The sequence below is a fragment of the Gordonia sp. 135 genome (assembly GCF_009720185.1).
GTDB lineage: Bacteria > Actinomycetota > Actinomycetes > Mycobacteriales > Mycobacteriaceae > Gordonia > Gordonia alkanivorans.
The window spans coordinates 4,380,728-4,399,714 of record NZ_CP046257.1; the positions used below are offsets into that span (position 1 = coordinate 4,380,728).

Below are 18,987 nucleotides of genomic sequence, written 5' to 3' on the forward strand. Positions count from 1 at the left end.
CTCCTTGTACTCTTGCTCGTGGGGCTGCCACGAAACGATCTGTGGTGACGGGGTTTTCAGTTGTCGGTTCGGTAGCGTTCGAGTTTGTCCGGGTCGATCTCGAAGCCGATACCCGGAGCCGTGGACCGACACAGGTGGCCGTCTCGGATCTGCAGGGGCTCGGTCAGCAGGTCGTCGCTCATGTCGAGGAAGTTCGACAGCTCGCCCGCGTAGCGCGAGGTCAGTTCGAAGGCACTGCCGAAGGCGAGCGCGCACGCTGTGCCGACCTGACCGTCGACCTGGTTGCCCATGACCACCGGGATGCCGAGCCCCTCGGCGAGGTGGTGGGTCCGGCGCGAGGTGGTGAAGCCGGTCCGCGCGGTCTTGATGCTGATCGCGGTGGCGGAGCGTCCGAGGATCTCCCGGGTGACGTCGGCCGACGTGGGCACCGACTCGTCGGCGATGAACGGGACGTCGAGTTGCTCCACGAGCCAGCGTCGGCCCATCACATCGGCTGCGTCGCAGAGTTCTTCGGCGAACAGCAGGTCGAGGTCGGACATCTCCTTCATGGCTCGGGCCGACTCCGCGGCGGTCCAGCCGCGGTTGCCGTCGACGTAGAGCTCGATCTCGGCGCCGAACCGTTCGCGCAATGCCCGGACCACGGCGGTGTCGAGGCCCACCGGGTGCCTGCCGACCTTCACCTTGAAGGTTCGGATGCCGTAGGTCTCGACCATCTTCTCGGCCTCGGCGACCATCTTCGCGGGCTCGGCGAAACCGAGCATGTGGCTGACGCGCAACCGGTCGGTGAACCCGCCGAGCATGTCGCCCACGGGAAGCCCCAGGGTCTTGCCCAACGCATCCCAGATCGCCATGTCGACAGCTGATTTGGCAGCCGGGTTGCCGATCGTCCGCGCCAGCCGGGCGGCGACCACCTCACGTTCGAGCAGCGTGAGTCCGACGATCGCCGGGGCGAAGATCGTGTTGACGACGGTGATGATGCCGTCCTGGGTCTCTCCGTAGGTGAACGGCCGAGGCGGCGCTTCCGCGACGCCGACCACGCCGGTGTCGGTGTGTACACGGACCAGCACGTGATTGGCCACGTGCACCTCGCCCGAGGCGAACCTCAGCGGTTTCACGTACGGGATCGCGAATGGAATCGCGTCCACTCGGGTGATCTTCATCTTTCATCTCCAAACTGGGCACTGAGCTGAGCGTCGAGGTCGCGCGGGTCGGCGTCGGCCGAACCGGTTGCGAAAGCGGATGCGATGACATCGGCGACCGCGCCGACCACCGGGTTCTCGACACCGGTTTTCCAGGCCAGTGCGACCTCCACGGTGTCGGCGTCGGCGAGGTCGCGGACGACGAGCCCGTCCAGCGGGAGGGCTCGTACGGAGGCCGGCAGGACGGCAACCCCGAGTCCGGCGGCCACCAGCGCGAGCAACACCGGGGTACCGGATGCCTGATACGCCCGCCGGGGAACGAATCCGGCTGCGCGACAAGCCTTCACCACCGCGTCATTGACCGCCGAGTCCCGGCTGTCGTACATCACGAACGACTCACTTCGAAGGTCCGCCACCGACACCACGGGCTCGATGGCGAGCCGGTGATCGATCGAGGCGGCGAGCACCAGCTGTTCGACGTCGATCACCCGGGACTCGATGTCTTCCCCGGTCGCCGGCGGACGGAGGATGCCGAGATCGATCGCACCGGCGCGCAGAGCGTTGCACTGCCCCGGTGTCAGCATGTCGGCTCGGATGTCGAGGTCGACGTCCGGTAGTTCACGCTTGACGATGCGAGCGATACGGGGCAGATGAGAGAACGCGGCGATTCCGGTGAGACCGAGACGCACCAGGCCGCTCCGCCCCGCCGCTATCCGCCGAACCCCGTCGACGGCATCGTCGACGCCGGCCAGGACGCGCTCGGCCTGCTCCTTGAGATATGCGCCCGCAGGGGTCAGAGACACCTGGCGCGTGGTGCGCACGAACAGCGTGACGTCGAGTTCCGCCTCGAGCTGACGGATGGCGTAGGACAGAGCCGGCTGGGCCACGTGCAGAGTCGCCGCGGCCTGCCCGAAGTGGCAGGTCTCGGCGACGGCTGCGAAGTAGCGCAGGTGCCTCAGCTCCATGACTCGTCTTTTCTCGTAGAACCCCGTCGCCGGTCATCAAGTGTGACCGCGACCACGCATTACACGGTAAAGGTCGAATACATACAAGACAAAGACATTTGCAGACCGCATTGATCGCAGCTGTTTATCAATCGGATGCTTGGTCAGGACTGGCCATTGCCCTAGTGTGATCGGCACCACGTGGGTGCGACAGTGCAACGAGCAGCCAAAATCTGGAGGTACAGCACATGACCGCGTCCGTAACGGAACATCTTCACCACGTGAACTCTGTCCTCGGCGACGCGGTCGTCGACGACCGCGAGGCCGGCGTCTATCGCGCCAACCGTCGGATCTTCACCGACGAGGACATCTTCGAGCTGGAGATGAAGCACATCTTCGAGGGCAACTGGATCTACCTGGCCCACGAGAGTCAGGTGCCCAACCCCGGCGACTACTTCACCACCTACATCGGCCGGCAACCCGTGGTCATCACCCGGGACAAGAGCGGCGAGCTGCACTGCCTCATCAACGCCTGCGCCCACCGCGGGGCGATGATCTGCCGCCGCAAGACCGACAACCGGATGACCCTCACCTGCCCGTTCCACGGATGGACCTTCCGCAACGACGGCACCCTGCTGAAGGTCAAGGACCCCGAGGGCGCGGGCTACCCCGACACCTTCGACGTCAACGGCTCACACAACCTCACCAAGGTCGCACGCTTCGACAGCTACCGCGGCTTCCTGTTCGGGAGCCTGAACGACGACGTGCAATCGCTCGACGATCATCTCGGCGACACCCGCCTGGTCATCGACATGCTGGTGGACCAGTCGCCGGACGGCCTCGAGGTGCTGCGCGGTTCGTCCACCTACACCTACGACGGGAACTGGAAGGTCCAGGCGGAGAACGGCGCCGACGGCTACCACGTCACCGCGACCCACTGGAACTACGCCGCCACCACCTCGCGGCGCGGCACCGGCGAGTCCAAGAACGACACCAGGGCACTCGATGCCGGCGGATGGGGCAAGTCCGGTGGCGGTTACTGGTCGTACCCCAATGGCCATCTCTGCCTGTGGACCTGGGCGGCCAATCCGCAGGATCGGCCGCTCTGGGACAAGATGGACGACCTCAAGAAGACCCACGGCGATGCCAAGGGCGAGTTCATGGTGAAGGGTTCGCGCAACCTGTGCCTGTACCCGAACGTCTATCTGATGGACCAGTTCTCGACCCAGATCCGTCACTTCCGGCCGATCGCGCCGGACAAGACCGAGGTCACCATCTACTGCATCGCCCCCAAGGGTGAGAGCGGCGACTCCGCACGCGCGCACCGTATCCGCCAGTACGAGGACTTCTTCAACGCGTCGGGCATGGCCACCCCCGACGATCTCGAGGAGTTCCGCTCCTGCCAACTCACCTTCCGCGCGCAGGCTGCTCCGTGGAACGACATGAGCCGAGGAGCGCAGCACTGGCTGACCGGACCGGACGAGGTCGCCGAGTCGCTGGGCATGACCGGCGTCATCTCCGCCGGAGTCAAGAACGAGGACGAGGGCCTCTACCCCGTCCAGCACGGTTACTGGCTCGAGACGATGCGCGCTGCGGTGGCCGCCGAAGAGGAATCCGCGACCACAGCAGCCGAGAAGCACTGAAGGGGAACGGGATGACGACCACCGAGAACACCGCCGCAACAGGGACGGACGCCGGCGGGAAACTGATCACGCAGAACATGATCGAGCAGTTCCTCTATCGCGAGGCGCGCTATCTCGACGACCGCGAGTTCGAGAAGTGGCTCGACTGTTATGCCGACGACGTCGTGTACTGGATGCCCGCCTGGGACGACAACGATCGCCTGACCGAGGACCCGCAGCGCGAGATCTCGCTCATCTACTACGGCAACAAGGGCGGCCTCGAGGACCGGGTGTTCCGGATTCGTACCGAGAGGTCCTCGGCGACCTCACTTCCCGAACCGCGCACCAGCCACAACATCAGCAACGTCGAGGTGATCGAACGGCGCGGCGACCTCGTCGACGTCCGATTCAATTGGCACACGATGTATTTCCGGTACAACACGGTCGACCCGTACTACGGGACCTCGTTCTACACCATCGACTTCTCCGGTGAACGCCCGATGATCCGGCGCAAGACGATCGTGCTGAAGAACGACTACATCCACCACGTGGTGGACGTGTACCACTTCTGACCTTCACCTCACCAGCCCCGACCACCCCAAACGCCGATCAAGAGGATCCCGTCCATGACTGTCACCACCGATGCAGAGGCCGGCGCCGCCGCCGGCACCGCGAACACCCATCAGGTGGCGCTGTCCTTCGAGGACGGGGTCACCCGATTCGTCACCTGCCGCGAGGATCAGACCGTCGCCGACGCCTCCTACCGGCAGCGCATCAACATCCCGCTCGACTGTCGCGACGGCGCCTGCGGAACATGTAAGGCGTTCTGCGAGTCCGGCGACTACGACGGCGGCACCTACATCGAGGATGCGCTCTCCGACGACGAATCGGCACAGGGTTTTGCGCTGCCGTGCTGCATGAAGCCGAAATCCGATCTGGTGCTGCAGATCGCGGCCACCTCGGACGTCGCGAAGACACAGGCCTCGAGGTTCACCGGCACCGTCGTCGGGCTCGATCGTCTCTCGGAGTCGACGATGCGCCTGGAGATCCGGATCGAGAACCGCGGACAGTTGGCGTTCCTTCCCGGCCAGTACGTGAACATCGAGGTTCCGGGTAGCGATGACGGCGATGGGAATCCCATCCGGCGGTCGTACTCCTTCGCCAACGGGCCACACGAGGACCAACTGGTCTTCCTGATCAAGCTCACCCCGGGCGGGGCGATGTCGACGTATCTGACCGACCGCGCCAACCGGGGCGAGGAGATCAGCTTCACCGGGCCGCACGGTTCGTTCTTCCTTCGCGAGGCCACCCGCCCGGTGCTGTTGCTGGCCGGCGGCACCGGCCTGGCCCCGATCCTGTCGATGCTGCGAAAGCTGCACGCCGACAACAGCCGTCGGAAGGTACACCTGATCTACGGTGTCTCCACCGACACCGACCTGGTCGCGACCGACGAGATCGAGTACTTCGCCGACAAGATGCCGGGCTTCACCTGGGACCACTGTGTCTCGGACCCGGCCAGCTCGGCGACCAACAAGGGTTATGTGATGAGCCTGATCGAACCGGCTCATCTCTACGACGGCGACGTCGCGATCTACCTCTGCGGTCCGCCGCCCATGGTCGAGGCCGTGCGCAAGCACGTCGCGCAGGCCGGGATCGAACCGACCGGCTTCTACTACGAGAAGTTCGCGCTGGCCGCCAAGCCTACGGCCGCCGCGGAGGACGAGGTCGTCGGGGCCGAGACCGACGAGTCCGCTCCGGTCGTCGTGGCGGCGGCGACTGGTCGTGCGGCGGTGGAAGAGCTCCTATTCGCATCCGACGCCCGCGCGGTCGCGGGACAGCTGACGCTGCCGGCTGCCGAACTCGACAGCCGGCCGGGACCCCAATCCGGCACCCCCGACGACGACTCGCTCGTACGCGTTGCCGGACAACAGATGTGGCGCGGCGGGATCGGCGGCCCGGACCTCGATCCCGATGACGGCGCGATCCGGCCGACGGTGTCGGACGCGACCGGGACCGTGCGCACGATCGCCGGGCAGGAGATGTTCGCGGCGTCGGACCTCACCCAGCTACACGCTTCCGATCCCACTCCCGCGCCGGTCACCGGAACCCCGCACGACGACACCGATTCCGCCGAACCCGTCACCGCTCCGACCGTGGTCGGTTCGCAGGGTTATCAGATCGGCGAGGAACACCCGGCCATCCACGAGTCGGACGCCCTGTTCGAGGCGCGTGCCGCGCTCGAACTGGGCGCGCTGGAACTGACCTTCGGCCGCCTGAACACCAAGCAGCTGACCGGCTACCGGTTGCTCGCCGATGCCACCGTGCCCTACGTCGACGGGGACCGGTTCGTCGATGCCGCCCAGTACACCGAGACCAACGCCGCCTTCCACGACTACCTGTTCACGCTCACGGGCAACGACCACCTGCTCGAGGCCTACAAGGCCCTCGGGGTGAAGGGCCGGATGACCGAGGTGCTGCGCAACGCGACGTGGTGCCACCCGCTGTGCGCACAGGACCATCTCGACATCGTGTCGGCCTTCGAATCCGGCGACCACGACGCCGCCCGGGAGCTGATCGCCGCTCATGCCGAACGGTCCAAGCAGACGATGCGTCGTGCGATGGCCGACGAGATGGCCTCGCGCCGCCCGCGTTTCGTCACCCCCGGCCGCTTCGCCGGCAAGGTCGTGGTGATCACCGGCGCCGCACAGGGAATCGGTGAACAGGCCGCGCGCCGGATCAGCGCCGAAGACGGAACGGTCGTCCTGGCCGACCGGTCGGACCTCGTCGAGGAGGTCGCGCGTGACCTCGAGTCGACCGGTCCCGGGGCGGTGTCGGCGATCGCGGACCTGGAGTCCTACGACGGCGCCGAGTCGGTGGTCCGCCGGGCCATCGCCTCCTACGGCCGGGTCGACGTGCTGATCAACAACGTCGGCGGGGCGATCAACTTCAAACCGTTCACCGAGTTCACCGACGCACAGATCCGGGCGGAGATCGACCGGTCCCTGATGACCACGCTGTACTCGTGCCGAGCTGTTCTGCCGTCGATGATCGACAACGGCGGCGGGGTGATCGTCAACGTCTCCTCCGCCGCGACCCGCGGAATCCATCGCATCCCCTACTCGGCCGCCAAGGGCGCCGTCAACGCGATGACCGCGTCGCTGGCGATGGAATACGCTGACGCCGGTGTCCGCGTGGTGGCCGCTGCGCCCGGTGGCACCGAGGCCCCGCCCCGCCGGATCTCCCGCGGCACCCCCGAGCCGCGGAACGAGACCGAGGCGCGGTGGTATCAGGCCCACATCGATCAGACCAAGGCGTCGTCCCTGATGAACCGATACGGGACGCTCGACGAGCAGGCCGCGGCGATCTGCTTCCTGGCGTCGGACGAGGCGTCGTACATCACCGGCACGGTCCTGCCGGTCGCGGGCGGCGACCAGGGATAGGAACCCGAGGCCACCGGCGTCCACGGTTACCTACCATGGAGCGATGATGGTCACTGCCGCATGTGTCGGGCGGGACCGCGAGATCGACGTGTTGTCGACGCGGCTCCGCACCGTATCCGGGGCGGAACTGATCGCCATCTCCGGGAATCCGGGTTGCGGCAAGTCGACCCTCCTCACCCACCTCGTCCAGTACCACCTGGCGTCCCCGGACGCCGGCACCACGTTGTGGGCACGGGTCTCGCCCTGGCAGGCCGCCACTCCGGGTTCGCTGATCCGTCAACTTCTCCAGGACCAGCAGGTCGAGCCGGATCGCGCCGGCGATCTCGTGGACGCCCTACTCGAGGCGACGGCGTCGGATGTCCCGGTGCTCGTGGCCGTCGACGACGCCGACCTCGCCGACGAAGAGTCGCTCCAAGCGTTGGTGACGCTGATCCGGGAGCACCGGACACGTCGCATCCTCGTCGTCGTGACGACAGCTCGGCCCGGTACCCGCCTCGCCGGACAGGCCTTCGACGAGCTGCGACTCGAGGGGGTCGATGCACAGGGCACCGCGGATCTCGCCGGACAGCGCGGCATCGTGCTCCATCCCGCGATGCGGGCGGAACTGACCCGGCACACGTCGGGCAATCCACGAGACATCGTGGCCCTGCTCGACGAGGTACCGGCCGGGACCTGGGCACGCAGTGACGCCCAACTCCCGGCCCCCGCACACGTCGTCCGTGCGGTGCGCGAGCGACTCCCGGAGTCTGGCACGCCCGCCGGCGCGCTCATCGAGGCGCTCGCGATACTCGATGTCGCCGAACCACTCTCGACCGCCCTGGCCCTCGCCGGCGTCGAGGACCCGCTGGCGGCGATCGACGACGCGCGACGCACCGGACTGGTCACCTCCGACGGAGCGCTGACGCCCGCCGAGGTGCAGCCCCGGATCGTCACCCCCCTGGTGCGCGCCGCGATCCTCGAGGTCCTGGGGATGAAGGCCGTGGGCGCTGCGCACCGACGGGCGGCCGACGTGGTCGTCGATCCGGCGCGCCGGCTCCATCACCGGGTGGCCGCCACCCCGACCGCCGATGCCGGTCTCGCCGACGACCTGGCCGATCTCGCCCGCATGCGCGGTGCCGACGGCGCATGGGCGGAGGCCGCCGGTCTCTACCGCCAGTCGGGCCGGCTCACGCCCGATCCGCTCGAGCGCGACACCCGAGTGACCCTCGCGGTCGATTCGCTTCTCGCCGCGGGCGATTGCACCGGTGCCGGCGCCTTGGTCCCGACGGTGGAGAGCTTGCGCGAGACACCGCTGCGCAATGCGACGCTGGCGTACCTGGCCATCCTGCGGGGACGCTCGGCGGAAGCGCAGCTGCGCCTCGACCGCGCCTGGGACATCGTCAACGTCGATCGTGAACCCGACGTGGCCGCCCTGATCGCCCAGCGCCACGTGCTGCACAACCTCGTACGGTGCCAGGGCGCCGAGTTGGTGACCTGGGCCGATCGGGCGATCACGATGGCCGGGAGCGGGTCGGCGGCCCGCGTGGAGGCCGCGGTCATCCGTGGGCTCGGATTGGCGTGGTCGGGGCATCCCGACGCCGCCCGCGCCGAGTACGATTCGGTCTCCGAACAGATCCGGTACGGCGCGCAGGCGCAGCGCGCGATCATGGGTCGCGGGTGGTTGCAGCTGGGACTCGACGAGATCGACGCCGCCCGAACCAATCTCGAGACCGCCGTGTCGATGGCACAGTTGGGCGGTTCCACGCGGATCTCGATGTGGGCGGTGGCCTGGCTGGCACGGGTGCAGTTCCTCACCGGCGACTGGGACGAGGCCATGCGCAACGTGGAAGCCGGCCATGGGCTGGCACGTTCCAGTGGCATCGCGCTGACGACGCCGCTGCTGAACTGGACGGCGAGCCAGATCCATTCGCTGCGGGGCAACTGGGAGGCAGCTCACCGCAGTGTCGCCGAGAACACCACCTCTGCGGGCGATTACGAGATCATGCGCATCCCGGACATGCTGGCACGTGCTCAGCTCGCCGAGGCCGCGGCGGATTACGGAAAGGTCCGGCGCATCCTCGCACCGCTGAGAACAATGTCCGAGAGCGTCCCCGCGCTGTCCGAACCCGGCCTGTGGCCCTGGGTGGACGTACTGGGGAATGCCCTTGTCCTGGAGGGTCAATACGACGCGGCCGACGACCTGCTCCGGGACTACGAGAAACGGTCGGAGGAACGCGGGCACCGCTCGTCGGCCGCCCGGATGAAGTACGCGCGCGGACGGTTCCTCGGTGCCACCGGCGACATACACGGTGCGCGTCGAACTTTCGAGGATGGCATCCAACTCCTCGACGGCCTCGGGCTCCGCTACGACCAGGCGCGGGTCAATTTCGCGTACGGCCAGACGTTGCGACGGGCAGGCAAACGACGCGCCGCCGACGCCGTCATCGGGACCGCCCGCGATCTGTACGTCTCGCTGGGCGCGACGACCTACGTGGAGCGCTGCGACCGCGAGTTGAAGGCCGGCGGCCTGGCGGTCTCACGCGTCGAGAATGCCCACGCCGCGAAAGACGTCGCCGAGCTCACCCCGCAGGAGGAGGCGGTGACCACGCTCGTGGCGCGTGGGCTCTCCAACCGTGAGGTGGCTGCCGAACTGTTCATCTCGCCCAAGACCGTGCAGTACCACCTGACCCGGATCTACGCGAAGCTCGGACTGCGGTCACGGTCGGAGCTGGCGGCCTCGCGCCGTTGAGAGACCGCCATCTCCGACCTCGATCGCAGGTTCGGTCGACCGCTGCGTACCTGCCTCAGACCGCGGCGTGCACCGCGGTGCGATCGGTGACCGGGGCACCGGTCTTCTCGACGACCGTGGCGAAGTCGACACCGGGAGCCAGTTCCACGACCTCGAAACCCGTTCCGGCGACGTCGAACACGCCCAGGTCGGTGATGACGCGGCTCACCACGCTCCGGCCGGTCAGCGGCAGGGCGCAGTGCTCGAGCAGCTTCGGCTCCCCCTTCTTGGTGACGTGCTCCATCAGCACGATCACCTTGCCGGCCCCGTTGACGAGGTCCATGGCGCCGCCGATCCCCTTCACGAGCGCGCCGGGCACCATCCAGTTGGCGAGGTCACCGTTCATCGCCACCTGCATCCCACCGAGGACGGCCACGTCGACGTGCCCGCCTCGGATCATCGCGAAACTGGTGGCGGAGTCGAAATACGATGCGCCGGGCAGCACCGACACGGTCTGCTTGCCCGCGTTGATCAGGTCGGGATCGACCTCGTCGTCGTACGGGAAGGGGCCGACCCCGAGGATTCCGTTCTCCGCGTGCAGGAAGATACCCGAGTCGTCGGGCATGTGGTCGGGGATCAGCGTCGGCAGCCCGATTCCCAGGTTGACGTAGTCACCGCGGGTGAGCTCTTTCGCCGCGCGGGCAGCCATCTCGTTCCGTGTCCAGGTCATGGTGGTCTCCTATACGGTCGCAGCGGTCGGGCGCTCGCGGATGGTGCGCTTCTCGATTCCCTTGCGCGAGGCCTCTTCCGGTGTCAGTTCGACGATGCGCTTGACGAAGATGCCGGGCAGGTGGATCTCGTCGGGCCCGAGTTCGCCCACTTCGACGACCTTCTCCGCCTCGACGATCGTCGTGCGACCCGACATGGCCGCGGGAGGGTTGAAATTACGTGCGGCAGCGTGGAATCGGCAGTTCCCGGCCGTGTCGACGACGGCGGCGCGCACCAGGGCGTAGTCGGTGACGATGGCTTCCTCGAGGACCATCGGCTTGCCGTTGAAGGTCCGGACCTCCTTGGGCGGGGAGGCCTCGGCGATGGTGCCGTCGGCGTTGTACCGCCAGGGCAGACCGCCTTCTTCGACGAGTGTTCCCACCCCGGTCGGGGTGAAGAACGCACCGATCCCGCTGCCGCCTGCGCGCATACGTTCGGCCAGGGTGCCCTGCGGGGTGAGTTCGACGGTGACCTCGCCGGCGAGGAACTGCCTGCCGAACTCCTTGTTCTCGCCGATGTAGGAGGCGATCACCTTGTCGATGCGACGCGCTTCCAGCAACAGACCGAGACCCGCACCGTCGACGCCACAGTTGTTGGACACGATGGTCAGGTTCTTCGCGCCCTGCTCGAGGAGGGCGTCGATGAGGAAGCCGGGGATACCGGCGAGACCGAAACCGCCGACGGCGAGGCTGGCGCCGTCGGGGATGTCGGCGACGGCCTCCGCGGCCGACGCGGCGCGCTTGTCGTAACTCATTGCTGCTCCAGATGTTCGGTGAGTGCGGGATTGATGATGTCGGGCTGCTGGGCGTTGGCCAGGTGCGCCGAGTCGGGCACGACGAGCAGTCGCCCCTGCTGGACGTTGTCGGCGATCTCCTGCAGCTTCGACGGCGGAGTGGCCGGGTCGTCGACGCCGGCGACGGCCAGCGTCGGTGCGGCGATGGACGGCAGGTCGTCCCGCAGATCCATTGCGGCGATCACCTCACAGCATGCCGCGTAACCCTCGGCCGGGGTCGCGGCCACCATGTCCTCGTGGAACTTCCGTGAACTGCCGTAGGTACTCAGGTACTCCGGGGTGAACCAGCGCTGGACGACGGATTCGGCAACGGCCTTGGTACCGTTCGCCCGCACCGCGGCGGCCCGGTCGAGCCACGCATCTCGCGGCGGGAGCTGTGCGCCCGTGCAGAGTACGGCCAGCCGGTCGACCCGCTCGGGATTCCGGGCGGCGACGCGCATCATGGTCATGCCGCCGAGCGAGAGGCCGACGAGATGCGCACGGTCGATGTCGAGGCGGTCGAGTAGTGCGATGACGTCGTCGGCGAGATCGTCGATCGTGTACGGCCCCTGCGGGACCGGGGACTGCCCGTGGCCGCGGGTGTCGTAGCGGACGACCCGGAACCGCTCCTCGAGTGCGGACAGCTGTGCGTCCCACATGCGATGTGTCGATCCGAGCGAGTTCGACAGCACGACCGCGGGACCGTCGGCGCGTCCGGAGACGACGGCGTGTACCTGCACCGGGGCGGAGGCGCGGGCGCTCATCGGGTGGCCTCGAAGATCGCGGCGAGACCCTGACCGCCGCCGATGCACATGGTCTCCAGGACGTATCGCGCCTCACGACGGCGCGCCTCGTGGGCTGCGGTCGCGAGGATGCGGGCGCCGGTCGCGCCGATCGGATGACCCAGGGAGATACCGGAACCGTTGGGGTTCAGTCGTTCGTCACCGGGGTCGATCTTCCATTCGTCGAGGCAGGCCAGTACCTGTGCGGCGAACGCCTCGTTGAGTTCGATCAGGTCGATCTCGTCGAGGGTGAGGCCGGCACGGTCGAGGGCGGCTGCCGTCGCGCTCACCGGACCGACGCCCATCGTCTCGGGTTGGCAGCCGGTCCCGGCCCAGGAACGCAGGGCGAGAAGGGGTTCCAGTCCACGACGGGCCGCTTCCGCACGGGTGGTCACCACGCACATGGCGGCGCCGTCGTTCTGTCCGGACGCGTTGCCCGCGGTGACCGTGGCGTCCGCGTCGACCTTGAGACGGATGGGACGCAGCTTGCCGAGCGAGTCCGCGGTGGCATCGGCACGCGGATGCTCATCCCGATCGACGACGGTGTCGGGTTTCCCCCGGCGGCCGGGGATGGTGACCGGGACGAGTTCGTCGTCGAACCGGCCCGCCTCGTGAGCCGCGACGGCACGGTGATGCGACCGGGCGGCGTACTCGTCCTGATCGGCGCGGGAGATCCCGTACTCCGAGCGGAGATTCTCGGCGGTCTCGATCATCCCGCCGGGTACCGGATGGGATTCACCGCCGGCGGTGAGTCGACCTCGGTCGAGGCGATCCATCAGCTCGACGCCGCCCTGCTTGATCCCGGAACGGAGCCCGAGCGCGTAGTGCTCGACGTTCGACATCGACTCGGCTCCACCGGCGACCACGAGTCGCGCACCGCCGGTCGCCACCGACGACGCCGCCGTGAGCACTGCCTGCAGGCCCGATCCGCATCGGCGGTCGATCTGCATACCCGGGACACCGACACCCAGCCCCGCGTCGAGTGCGGCGATCCGGCCGAGCGCAGGGGATTCCCCGCTCGCGTACCCCTGGCCCAGGATGACGTCGTCGATGTCGCCCTCGCCGAGCCCGGTCCGCGCGGTCAGCTCCTTGAGCAGATCGGTGGCGAGGCGCGTGACCGGCACGGACGACAGTGCGCCACCCATACGACCCACCGGGGTGCGCAGGGGTGAACAGATGACGATGTCGGTGTCCGGGGTACTCGAAGTTGCCATGCGTCCAGCGTAGAGACCTGCGGCTATATGGAGAAGTATCCATTTGCCGGTTTTTGATATCTCAGGAATATCAATCGGTACGATGAGCACGTGGAGCTACGCCACCTGCGCTACTTCCGCGCGGTCGCCGAGGAGTTGCACTTCGGTCGGGCGGCACAGCGGCTGCACATCGCCCAGCCGCCGCTCTCCCAGCAGATCAAACAGCTCGAGGACGAACTCGGCGTGGCCCTGCTCGTCCGTTCCACACGGCGCGTCGAGCTGACCGCCGCAGGCCAGGACTATCTGCGTCAGGTCGAGGCGATCCTCGACTCGGTCGACGCCGCCGCCCGTCGCGCGCAGCGCATCGCCGACGGCCGGCAGGGCAATCTCGCGATCGGCTGCGTAGGTTCGGCGACCTACTCCCTGCTCCCCCAGTTCGTGCGCGCGCTGCGTGAGGTGTTGCCCGACGTGGACGTGAGCGTCCGGGGCGAGATGCTGGCATCGGAACAGCTGGCGGCTCTGGCGTCGGGCGACATCGACCTCGCCCTGTTGCGCATGCCGGTGGAGACCCCGGGCCTCCACGTCGAATCGATCCGACGGGACCGGCTGATCGTCGCTCTGCCCGCCGATCATCCGCTCGCCGACACCCCCGAGGACGAGGCGGTGGAGATCGGCCGGCTCCGCGGCGAGGACTTCATCTCACACGTCGGCGGGGGGCGGTCGGTGCTCGCCGGGGTGCTGGCGGCCGCGTCCGAGCGCGCGGGTTTCGTGCCGCGCATCCGACACGAGGTCGAGGAGACGTCGACGCTCGTGACTCTGGTCGCGGCCGGACTCGGAGTGGCGATCGTGCCCGAACCGACCTCGGCGCTCGGCGTGGCCGGCGTCGTCTACCGGCCCCTGTCCGCACCGATCGACCAGGTGGCTCTGGCGGCCGCCTACGCGGCGGCTCGTCGAACCCCGCTCATCGAACGGGCGGTGGCGGTGTTGCGCACGCTCTCCTGAACGCCGCAATCCCACCCTTTTTCCGTATTCCCGCCGTGCGCGACGGGGGTGGGAATACCGAAAAAGGGTGGGATTGCTGGTGTTTCAGGGATCAGCGGTGCGTGAAGTTCGGGTCCCGCTTCTCGACGAAGGCGGCCATGCCCTCGGTCTGGTCGTCGGTGGCGAAGGTCGAGTAGAAGAGGCCCCGCTCGGCGCGGACGCCCTCGGTCAGGCCCGACTCGAAGGCGCGGTTGACGGCTTCCTTGGCGAGGGCCGACGCGATGAGCGACTTGGAGGCGATGACCTCGGCGATCTCGATGGCCTTGGCGAGGGCTTCTTCCTTGGGGAAGACGCGCGACACGAGGCCCGCACGCTCGGCCTCGTCGACCTTCATGTTGCGGCCGGTGAGGATCATGTCCATCGCCTTGGCCTTGCCGACGGCGCGGGTGAGGCGCTGCGAGCCACCGATGCCCGGGATGACGCCGAGGTTGATCTCCGGCTGACCGAAGACGGCGTTGTCGCCGGCGATGATGAAGTCACAGAGCATGGCGAGTTCGCAGCCGCCGCCGAGGGCGTAGCCGGTGACCGCGGCGACGATCGGGGTGCGGGTGCGTGCCAGCTCGTCCCAGGCGCCGAAGAACTGCTGGTTCGCGACCTCGGCGTAGGTCTTGGTGGACATCTCCTTGATGTCCGCGCCGGCGGCGAACGCCTTCTCGGAACCGGTGATGACGATGGCACCGATGGCCTCGTCGACGTCGAATTCCTTGACGACGCCGACCACTTCGTTCATGAGCTCGGAGTTGAGGGCGTTGAGCGCCTTCGGGCGGTTGAGGGTGATGATGCCGACCCGGCCGCGGCGTTCGACGAGGATGGTCTGGTATTCGGTCACGTGCTTCCTTCTTCCGGTTGAGGTGGTCGGTCAGGCAGAGAACGTCAGGTCGTGCGGCAGCGGCGCGAAGAACGCGTCGACGTCCGCCTCCGAGAATTCTGCCCAACTCGGGTTGCGGTCCTTGTCGATGACCTGTGCGCGGATGCCCTCGGCCATGTCGGGATGCAGGAGGCACCGGAGGGAGACGCGGTATTCGCGGACCAGGGTGTCCTCGAGGGTCGCGTCGTTCGCGGCCTCGCGCAGCGACCGCAGCGTGACCGCGAGCGCAGTGGGGCTCTTGGCCGCGATGGTGTCGGCAGTCTTGGTCGCCGCCTCCGTACCGACCACGTGGCAACGCTCGATGATCCCCGAGATGGTCTCGGCGGCAAAGGCTTCGGAGATCCACCCACGCTGGGCGGCGAGCTCGGACTCGGGAGCCTCGGTGGCGTACTCAGCGATCGCGGCGTCGACGCCGGAGGCCCCGATGGCCTCGATGAACGCGGGCAGCGACTCGGAGGGGACGAAGTGGTCGGCGAGCCCCATCGCGATCGCGTCGGCACCACGGAGGTGGGCCGCGGTGAGGCCGGCATACAGGCCGAGTCCGTCCGGAACACGCGAGAGCAGGTGCGTACCACCGACATCGGGGACGAAGCCGATGCCGACCTCGGGCATGGCCAGACGGGTCCGGTCGGTCACAATGCGCACGTTGCCGTGTGCGGAGACGCCGACACCGCCGCCCATCACGATGCCGTCCATGATCGCGACGTAACTCTTGGGGTAGCTCGAGATCGCCGCGTTCAAGCGGTACTCGTCGAACCAGAACCTCGCCGACGGCGAGTTCTCGGCGTCGATGTCGGTTGAGTCGGGATTGCCGCTGAGCGCCGAGGCGTCGCGGTGGATCGCGACGATGTCGCCGCCCGCGCACAGTCCACGCTCGCCGGCGCCGTAGAGAACGACGGCCGCGACCGAGTCGTCACCGGCCCATTCGTCGAGTCGCTCCGCGATCTCGGTGGCCATCTCGTGATCGATCGCATTGATCGACTTCGGACGGTTGAGGATCAGCGACCGCGCCGACCCGTTCTCCTCCGTCAGGACAGACGGGACCAGCACTGATTGTTCCGACACGATCGAAACTCCTCTCCACACCGACAGGCCTCCACAGATGGTTGCATATCCTAGTAACAGAGGCCAGACCCCGGGTGTTCGGCGGTAGTGAGGTTAGGGTGGCCTCATGGGCTACTCGAGAGCACGCGTCCGCGGGGTCGACGACCTGACGCCCAACCTGCGACGTCTGACGTTCGACGTCGATGACCTGGCCGGCCTGGGACTGCCCGGCGTCGCCGACGAGGCGGTGGGTATCTACTTCCCTTTCGAGTCGCAGCGCTCGACGCCGGACATGGAATGCCGGGACGGAGTCTGGGCCTACTACGAGACCGTTCCCGCGCCGGATGGGCGCAACTACTCGATCCGCGCCGCTGACCCGGTGGCGGGAACCGTCGTCGTCGATTTCGTCATCCACGCCGCAGGGCCGGCGACCACCTGGGCCCAGCGCACCGAACCCGGCCACGACGTCGTCATGACGCACGCCCGCAGCTGGTTCACTCCGCCGGTCCAGACCAGCCGACTCGTGCTGGCCGCCGACCTCGCCGGACTCCCCGCGCTCGCGCGGATCGTCGAAGAACTCCCGTCGACCGACGGCCTGACCGTGGTGGCCGAGGTGCCGTCGCCGACCGACCTCGCCTACCTACCCGACCGCGAGGTCGAGATGGTCACGCTGATCGGCGGCAACGGACGGACGCCGAGCCGGTTGGCCGAGACAGTCGCAACCCTGGACCTCCCGGACACCGCCGGATACTGCTGGTTCGCCGGGGAGGCCTCGGAGTCACGAGCGGTCCGCAAGCACCTGCGCAGCGAGCTGCGGTGGGGTCGGGAGTCCTACGACGTGATCGGCTACTGGCGACAGGACAGCGAACGCTGGACCCGACGCTATTCCGAACGCAGCACCGAACTGTTCGCGGTGTACCGGCAGGCACTCGCCGACGGCAAGACCGAGAAAGAAGCATCCGAGGAGTTCGACGAGGCGCTCGAGCGCGTCGGACTCTAGCGCGGAACCGCCACGCTCGGCGTGGTCGTCGTAGGAGTTGTGCTGGCGGCGTTCACCATTCGCTTCGACGACCGACACCACCTGGCGATGTCCGACCGCGCGAACGAGGCAGCCGTCTAACGCTGTTCGGACGGGCCCTCGTCCTGGTCCTGGTCCTGGTCCTGGGCGATCGCCACACCGACCGGATCGACGACTGCGTTGACGAATCGGGCCAGTCGCGCGGTGGGCGGCTTGGCGATGAGCTCCGGGCCGCCCTGGGCGACGATCTGCCCCTGTTCCATGAAGACGACCCGATCGGAGACCTGCTCGGCGAATCCCATTTCGTGCGTCACGCTGATCATCGTGAGCCCCTTCGTGGCAAGCCTTTTCATGACCAGCAGAATCTCGGCCTTCATCTCCGGATCGACCGCTGAGGTGACCTCGTCGAAAAGGACCACGCGCGGTTGCATGGCGAGCGTCCGCGCCATGGCCACACGTTGCTTCTGCCCACCGGAGAGCTGGCCGGGGTAGGCGTCGATTCGGTCCCCGAGGCCGACCTCCTCCAGCAGTTCGATCGCTCGGGCACGTACCTCCGCCCGCGGCTGTCCCAGCGACTTCACCGGCGAGTCCATGACGTTCTCGATCACACTCATGTGCGGAAAGAGGTTGAAGGACTGGAATACCATGCCCACATCGCGACGCAACTCGCGGAGCTCGCGTCCGCGGAGGTGCTTCTGCCGTCCCTTCGCATCCGGTCCGGAGACACGTTTGCCCAGGATGTCGATGGCCCCCGCACTCGGCGTCTCGAGCAGGTTCAGGCAACGGAGCAGAGTTGTCTTCGCCGCGCCCGACGGCCCGATCAGGGCGACCACCTCGCCCTGGTTCACGGTGAGATCGACGCCGTGGAGGATCTCGCGGTCTCCGTAACTCTTACGGAGACCGGAGATCTCGATGATGGGTGTAGTCATGCCAGGACTCCTTCGGCTCGCATGATTCCGGTGCTCGTGACCACCGTGCTCATGACTTCAGTGCGAACGCACGCTCGAACAGGAACTGCAACAACACCAGCACCGTGTTCAGCAGCAGGTAGATGATCGCGACGATCGTCAGGATCTCCAGCGGCTGAAAGGTGGTGCTGATCAACCTGTTCGCGGTTCCGGTGATCTCGGCGACCGTGATGGTGCTCGCGAGTGACGTCGCCTTGAGCGCGGTGATGGCGTTGCTGAAATAGGGCGGGATGCTGACCCGGAAGGCCTGGGGTGCGATGACCCGCCACATGTAGTGCGTCGGAGTCATCGCCAGGGCCTGCGCGGCCTCCCATTGTCCGCGGTCGACCGCGGACAACCCACTGCGGAAGATCTCCGCGGTGTAGGCCGCGGCGGTCAGGCCGAGGCCCAGGATTCCCGCGGCCATCGGCGTCAGCGCCACACCGAGTGCCGGCAGTCCGAAGTACGTGAAGAACAGGATCACCAGCGGCGGAAGGCCACGGAAGACCCAGGTGAAGGCGATGGATACGGCGCGCACCGGCCATACCGGGGTGGTGCGCATCAAGGCGAGCAGTGCGCCGCCGACCGTACCGATCGCCATGCTCCCGAGGAACAGCCAGATGGTCGCCCACAGGCTGTCCAGGAGCGCACCGAGGTACTCACCCCATACCTGTGCGTCGAATGTCATGTCGTCACCAACCC

Annotated in this window: 16 protein-coding genes; 6 read left to right on the forward strand and 10 right to left on the reverse strand. The window is 67.5% G+C overall.

Annotated features, from left to right (window positions below; translation table 11 throughout):
* Positions 1-56 precede the first annotated feature (56 nt).
* Together GKZ92_RS19820 and GKZ92_RS19825 are read right to left on the reverse strand one after the other, a co-directional pair.
* The gene (locus GKZ92_RS19820) at positions 57-1,160 is read right to left on the reverse strand and encodes a mandelate racemase/muconate lactonizing enzyme family protein (RefSeq protein WP_006358135.1); all 1,104 of its coding nucleotides are present in this window, start codon (positions 1,158-1,160) and stop codon (positions 57-59) included.
* On the reverse strand, positions 1,157-2,104 hold the full coding sequence (locus GKZ92_RS19825; RefSeq protein WP_006358136.1) for a LysR family transcriptional regulator: 948 nt from the start codon (positions 2,102-2,104) through the stop codon (positions 1,157-1,159). The genes GKZ92_RS19820 and GKZ92_RS19825 overlap by 4 nt, the downstream gene beginning before the upstream one ends.
* Before the next feature lie 227 nt (positions 2,105-2,331).
* On the opposite strand from GKZ92_RS19825, the gene benA reads away from it, so the two are divergent.
* The 4 genes from benA to GKZ92_RS19845 are packed head-to-tail and all read left to right on the forward strand — an operon-like array spanning position 2,332 to position 9,873.
* A complete protein-coding gene (gene benA, locus GKZ92_RS19830) occupies positions 2,332-3,726 on the forward strand; it encodes a benzoate 1,2-dioxygenase large subunit (protein WP_006358137.1) in 1,395 nt (464 codons plus the stop codon).
* Between the two features lie 11 nt (positions 3,727-3,737).
* The gene (benB, locus tag GKZ92_RS19835; protein ID WP_006358138.1) at positions 3,738-4,277 is read left to right on the forward strand and encodes a benzoate 1,2-dioxygenase small subunit; all 540 of its coding nucleotides are present in this window, start codon (positions 3,738-3,740) and stop codon (positions 4,275-4,277) included.
* Positions 4,278-4,331: 54 nt separating this feature from the next.
* A complete protein-coding gene (gene benC / locus GKZ92_RS19840; protein ID WP_006358139.1) occupies positions 4,332-7,145 on the forward strand; it encodes a benzoate 1,2-dioxygenase electron transfer component BenC in 2,814 nt (937 codons plus the stop codon).
* A 43-nt stretch (positions 7,146-7,188) separates the two neighbouring features.
* On the forward strand, positions 7,189-9,873 hold the full coding sequence (locus GKZ92_RS19845) for a helix-turn-helix transcriptional regulator (protein ID WP_006358140.1): 2,685 nt from the start codon (positions 7,189-7,191) through the stop codon (positions 9,871-9,873).
* A gap of 55 nt (positions 9,874-9,928) precedes the next feature.
* Here the strand turns inward: GKZ92_RS19845 and GKZ92_RS19850 are convergent, their stop codons facing one another.
* From GKZ92_RS19850 to GKZ92_RS19865, 4 genes are read right to left on the reverse strand one after another with little or no spacing between them, the layout of a single operon-like run.
* Positions 9,929-10,582, reverse strand: a complete 654-nt coding sequence (locus GKZ92_RS19850) for a 3-oxoacid CoA-transferase subunit B (RefSeq protein ID WP_006358141.1) — start codon at positions 10,580-10,582, stop codon at positions 9,929-9,931.
* Between the two features lie 9 nt (positions 10,583-10,591).
* On the reverse strand, positions 10,592-11,374 hold the full coding sequence (locus tag GKZ92_RS19855; RefSeq protein WP_006358142.1) for a CoA transferase subunit A: 783 nt from the start codon (positions 11,372-11,374) through the stop codon (positions 10,592-10,594).
* Complete coding sequence (gene pcaD / locus GKZ92_RS19860; protein ID WP_006358143.1) at positions 11,371-12,156, reverse strand: 3-oxoadipate enol-lactonase; 786 nt, start codon at positions 12,154-12,156, stop codon at positions 11,371-11,373. The genes GKZ92_RS19855 and pcaD overlap by 4 nt, the downstream gene beginning before the upstream one ends.
* Positions 12,153-13,388 (reverse strand): acetyl-CoA C-acetyltransferase, encoded by a 1,236-nt coding sequence (locus tag GKZ92_RS19865; protein ID WP_006358144.1) that lies wholly within the window; start codon positions 13,386-13,388, stop codon positions 12,153-12,155. The genes pcaD and GKZ92_RS19865 overlap by 4 nt, the downstream gene beginning before the upstream one ends.
* A 90-nt stretch (positions 13,389-13,478) precedes the next feature.
* Between GKZ92_RS19865 and GKZ92_RS19870 the strand changes: the two genes are divergently transcribed.
* Positions 13,479-14,369, forward strand: a complete 891-nt coding sequence (locus GKZ92_RS19870; RefSeq protein ID WP_006358145.1) for a LysR substrate-binding domain-containing protein — start codon at positions 13,479-13,481, stop codon at positions 14,367-14,369.
* Between the two features lie 91 nt (positions 14,370-14,460).
* Here GKZ92_RS19870 and GKZ92_RS19875 read toward each other — a convergent pair whose 3' ends face one another.
* Complete coding sequence (locus GKZ92_RS19875; protein WP_006358146.1) at positions 14,461-15,237, reverse strand: enoyl-CoA hydratase; 777 nt, start codon at positions 15,235-15,237, stop codon at positions 14,461-14,463.
* Between the two features lie 30 nt (positions 15,238-15,267).
* On the reverse strand, positions 15,268-16,341 hold the full coding sequence (locus tag GKZ92_RS19880) for an enoyl-CoA hydratase/isomerase family protein (protein WP_006358147.1): 1,074 nt from the start codon (positions 16,339-16,341) through the stop codon (positions 15,268-15,270).
* Positions 16,342-16,447: 106 nt separating this feature from the next.
* On the opposite strand from GKZ92_RS19880, the gene GKZ92_RS19885 reads away from it, so the two are divergent.
* The gene (locus GKZ92_RS19885; RefSeq protein ID WP_006358148.1) at positions 16,448-17,320 is read left to right on the forward strand and encodes a siderophore-interacting protein; all 873 of its coding nucleotides are present in this window, start codon (positions 16,448-16,450) and stop codon (positions 17,318-17,320) included.
* Positions 17,321-17,436: 116 nt separating this feature from the next.
* On the opposite strand, the gene GKZ92_RS19890 is transcribed toward GKZ92_RS19885, so the two are convergent.
* Both GKZ92_RS19890 and GKZ92_RS19895 read right to left on the reverse strand, forming a co-directional pair.
* The gene (locus GKZ92_RS19890; protein ID WP_006358149.1) at positions 17,437-18,267 is read right to left on the reverse strand and encodes an amino acid ABC transporter ATP-binding protein; all 831 of its coding nucleotides are present in this window, start codon (positions 18,265-18,267) and stop codon (positions 17,437-17,439) included.
* Between the two features lie 49 nt (positions 18,268-18,316).
* Positions 18,317-18,973 (reverse strand): amino acid ABC transporter permease, encoded by a 657-nt coding sequence (locus tag GKZ92_RS19895; protein ID WP_006358150.1) that lies wholly within the window; start codon positions 18,971-18,973, stop codon positions 18,317-18,319.
* Between the last annotated feature and the right edge of the window lie 14 nt (positions 18,974-18,987).

Bases quoted from the DNA above. Each gene is read 5' to 3' on its own strand.
- GKZ92_RS19820 (WP_006358135.1), bottom strand. From the start codon at position 1,160: ATGAAGATCACCCGAGTGGACGCGATTCCATTCGCGATCCCGTACGTG.
- GKZ92_RS19825 (WP_006358136.1), bottom strand. From the start codon at position 2,104: ATGGAGCTGAGGCACCTGCGCTACTTCGCAGCCGTCGCCGAGACCTGC.
- benA (WP_006358137.1), top strand. From the start codon at position 2,332: ATGACCGCGTCCGTAACGGAACATCTTCACCACGTGAACTCTGTCCTC.
- benB (WP_006358138.1), top strand. From the start codon at position 3,738: ATGACGACCACCGAGAACACCGCCGCAACAGGGACGGACGCCGGCGGG.
- benC (WP_006358139.1), top strand. From the start codon at position 4,332: ATGACTGTCACCACCGATGCAGAGGCCGGCGCCGCCGCCGGCACCGCG.
- GKZ92_RS19845 (WP_006358140.1), top strand. From the start codon at position 7,189: ATGATGGTCACTGCCGCATGTGTCGGGCGGGACCGCGAGATCGACGTG.
- GKZ92_RS19850 (WP_006358141.1), bottom strand. From the start codon at position 10,582: ATGACCTGGACACGGAACGAGATGGCTGCCCGCGCGGCGAAAGAGCTC.
- GKZ92_RS19855 (WP_006358142.1), bottom strand. From the start codon at position 11,374: ATGAGTTACGACAAGCGCGCCGCGTCGGCCGCGGAGGCCGTCGCCGAC.
- pcaD (WP_006358143.1), bottom strand. From the start codon at position 12,156: ATGAGCGCCCGCGCCTCCGCCCCGGTGCAGGTACACGCCGTCGTCTCC.
- GKZ92_RS19865 (WP_006358144.1), bottom strand. From the start codon at position 13,388: ATGGCAACTTCGAGTACCCCGGACACCGACATCGTCATCTGTTCACCC.
- GKZ92_RS19885 (WP_006358148.1), top strand. From the start codon at position 16,448: ATGGGCTACTCGAGAGCACGCGTCCGCGGGGTCGACGACCTGACGCCC.
- GKZ92_RS19890 (WP_006358149.1), bottom strand. From the start codon at position 18,267: ATGACTACACCCATCATCGAGATCTCCGGTCTCCGTAAGAGTTACGGA.
- GKZ92_RS19895 (WP_006358150.1), bottom strand. From the start codon at position 18,973: ATGACATTCGACGCACAGGTATGGGGTGAGTACCTCGGTGCGCTCCTG.